General features: G+C 67.6%; 2 protein-coding genes. Both read left to right on the top strand.

Translation table 11 applies throughout. The annotated features are described in order from the left end of the window. Nucleotides 1-12: 12 nt before the first annotated feature. A complete protein-coding gene (locus tag ACV4UX_RS18415; protein ID WP_491594737.1) occupies nucleotides 13-1,521 on the top strand; it encodes an NADH-quinone oxidoreductase subunit M in 1,509 nt (502 codons plus the stop codon). 37 nt (nucleotides 1,522-1,558) lie between these two features. Then, nucleotides 1,559-2,811, top strand: a 1,253-nt coding sequence (locus ACV4UX_RS18410; RefSeq protein ID WP_491594736.1) for an NADH-quinone oxidoreductase subunit N, incomplete at its 3' end; no start/stop codon positions are given.

Genomic DNA, 2,811 nt, shown 5'->3' with positions numbered 1-2,811 from the left:
GACTTTCTGAGCATGAACGCGCAGGGCTTCCCCCTGCTTTCGATCCTCGTCTTCCTGCCCCTGGCCGGGGCCCTGGTGACGCCGCTTCTGCCCTGCGACAACCTGGCCAGGTGGTGGGCGCTTCTGGTCACCCTGGCGGTGGCGGCGCTTTCGCTGCCGCTCTTCGCCAACTTCGACGCCACGAGCGCCCTCTACCAGTTCGGCGAGCACAGGCCCTGGATCGAGTCCTTCAACATCCACTACACCCTGGGCGTGGACGGCATCTCCCTGCTCCTGGTGATGATGACCACCCTCATCATGCCCCTGTGCGTGCTGGGCTCCTGGCGCTACATTGAGAAGCGCGTGGGCGAGTTCATGATCTGCCTGCTGGTGATGGAAACCTCCATGCTGGGCGTGTTCCTGGCCCTGGATCTGGTGCTCTTCTACGTGTTCTGGGAGGCCATGCTCATCCCCATGTACCTGCTCATCGCCGTGTGGGGCGGCCCGCGCAAGACCTACGCCTCCATGAAGTTTTTCCTCTACACCCTGGCGGGCTCGGTGCTCCTGCTGGTGGCCATCGTGGCCCTCTACGTGAGCCAGGGAACCTTCTCCATCCCCGCGCTCATGGGCCAGCAGTACTCCCTGGGCTTTCAGGTGATGGTCTTCCTGGCCTTCTTCCTGGCCTTCGCCATCAAGGTGCCCATGTTCCCCTTCCACACGTGGCTCCCGGCCGCCCACGTGGAAGCGCCCACGGCGGGCTCGGTGATCCTGGCCTCGGTGCTGCTCAAGATGGGCACCTACGGCTTCGTGCGGTTCTGCCTGCCCATCACGCCCGACGCCGTGGTGGAGCTGCTGCCCTACCTGCAATGGCTCTCGGTGGCGGGCATCCTCTACGGCGGGTTCACGGCCCTGGCCCAGCAGGACATGAAGAAGCTCATCGCCTACTCCAGCGTGGGCCACATGGGCTTCGTGACCCTGGGCATCTTCGCCCTCAACGAGCGCGGCCTGGAAGGGGCCATGCTCCAGATGATCAACCACGGCGTCACCACCGGCGCGCTCTTCCTCTGCGTGGGCATGCTCTACGAGCGCACCCACACCCGCGACCTCAACGCCTCGGCGGGCCTGGGCCGCTTCATGCCCATCTACGTCACCTATCTGGCCTTCTTCTCGCTCTCCTCGCTGGCCTTCCCGGGCACCAACAGCTTCGTGGGCGAGTTCCTCATCCTGGCAGGCGCCTTCTTCAACAACGCCTGGGCGGCGGTGGCCGCCGTGCCCGGGGCCATCCTGGCCGCCGCCTACATGCTGCGCCTGCTCCAGCGCGTGATCTGGGGCGGCGTGAACAACCCCGACCAGTCCAAGCTTTCCGACCTGGGATGGCGAGAGACCGTCACCCTGGCCCCGCTCCTGGTCTTCGTCTTCTGGATCGGGCTCGCCCCCGAGCCCTTCCTGCGCGTGATGCGCCCCAGCATCGGCCATCTGCTGGCCCAGACCGGCTACCAGGCCCCCAACGCCCTGGCCCTGGCCGACCTGTTCACCCGCTGAAGAGCCCCATGAACCGACAGCACAGCAAGGCCCACGCATGAACGCACAGCTCTTCGTCCCGGAACTCGTCCTCTGCGCAGGCTGCCTGGCCGCCTTCGTCCTCACCCTGGCCGGAAACGCCGCCAGGGTCCCCAGGCTCTGCGCCCTCGCGGTGGCGGCCCTCTTCGCGGCCGCGTGCTTCTGGTCTTTGCCCCTGGAGGGGAGCCTCTTCGCCGGGGCCTACCGCGTGGACCTCTTCTCCCAGATGGTGAAGTGCGCCATGGCCTCGGGCTTCGTGCTGATCCTCCTGTTCGGCGCGGACCTCAAGGGCGTGCCCGGCGAGGTGCGCCCGGAGTACTACCTCTTCCTGCTCACGAGCCTTCTGGGGCTTACGCTGCTGGTCAGCTCGGTGGAGCTGCTCACGCTCTTCATCGCACTGGAGCTTTCATCGTACTCGCTCTACCTCATCGTGCCCCTGCGCCGGGGCGAGGGGCTGCGCGCCCAGATGGAGGCCTCGGTCAAGTACATCCTCTTCGGCGTGGCGGCCTCGGGGATCATGCTCTTCGGCATGAGCTACGTCTTCGGGCTCACGGGGACCACCTACCTGGACCAGGCCGTGCCGGCCATGCGCGCCCTGGCGGGCACGCCCATGGGCGCGGCGGCCCTGCTGGCCCTGCTGGCGGGCCTGCTCTTCAAGCTGGCGGTGTTCCCCTTCCACTTCTGGGCGCCCGACGTGTACCAGGGCGCCTCCAACGACACGGCGGCCTTCGTGGCCTCGCTGCCCAAGGTGGCGGCCGTGGCAGTGCTCCTGCGCCTTGCCGCCATGGCCGCTCCCCCCGAGGGCCTTGCCGCTGGCCACGTGCAGGCCGCGCTCACGGGGCTCTCGGTGGCCTCCATGTTCTACGGAAACCTCACGGCCCTGGCCCAGAAGGACGTGAAGCGCATGCTGGGCTTCTCGGGCATCGCCCACGCAGGCTACCTGCTTTTGGGCGTGGTGGCCCTGGACGCCTGGGGCTTCGCCTCGGCGCTCTACTACGCCACGGCCTACGTGTTCATGATGCTGGCGGCCTTCCTGGGCCTGTGCGCCGTCTCCCCGGACGGGGGCAACCTCACCGTGGACGACCTGGCGGGCCTGCACAAGCGCTCGCCCATCCTGGCCTTCGTGCTGGCGGCCAGCATGTTCGCCCTGGCGGGCATCCCGCCCTTCGCGGGGTTCATGGGCAAGTTCATGCTGCTGGCCACGGCCTACAAGGCCGGCCACGGACGTGCTCCACGTCTATCAGTACCGGGCCTTCGGCGTCCCCGGGCTTG

Source organism: Fundidesulfovibrio sp., assembly GCF_058402725.1.
This window is presented reverse-complemented; position numbering and strand designations above follow the sequence as displayed.

What these genes read in the sequence shown, in the direction of transcription:
- ACV4UX_RS18415 (WP_491594737.1), top strand. Translation starts at nt 13, where the DNA reads ATGAACGCGCAGGGCTTCCCCCTGCTTTCGATCCTCGTCTTCCTGCCC.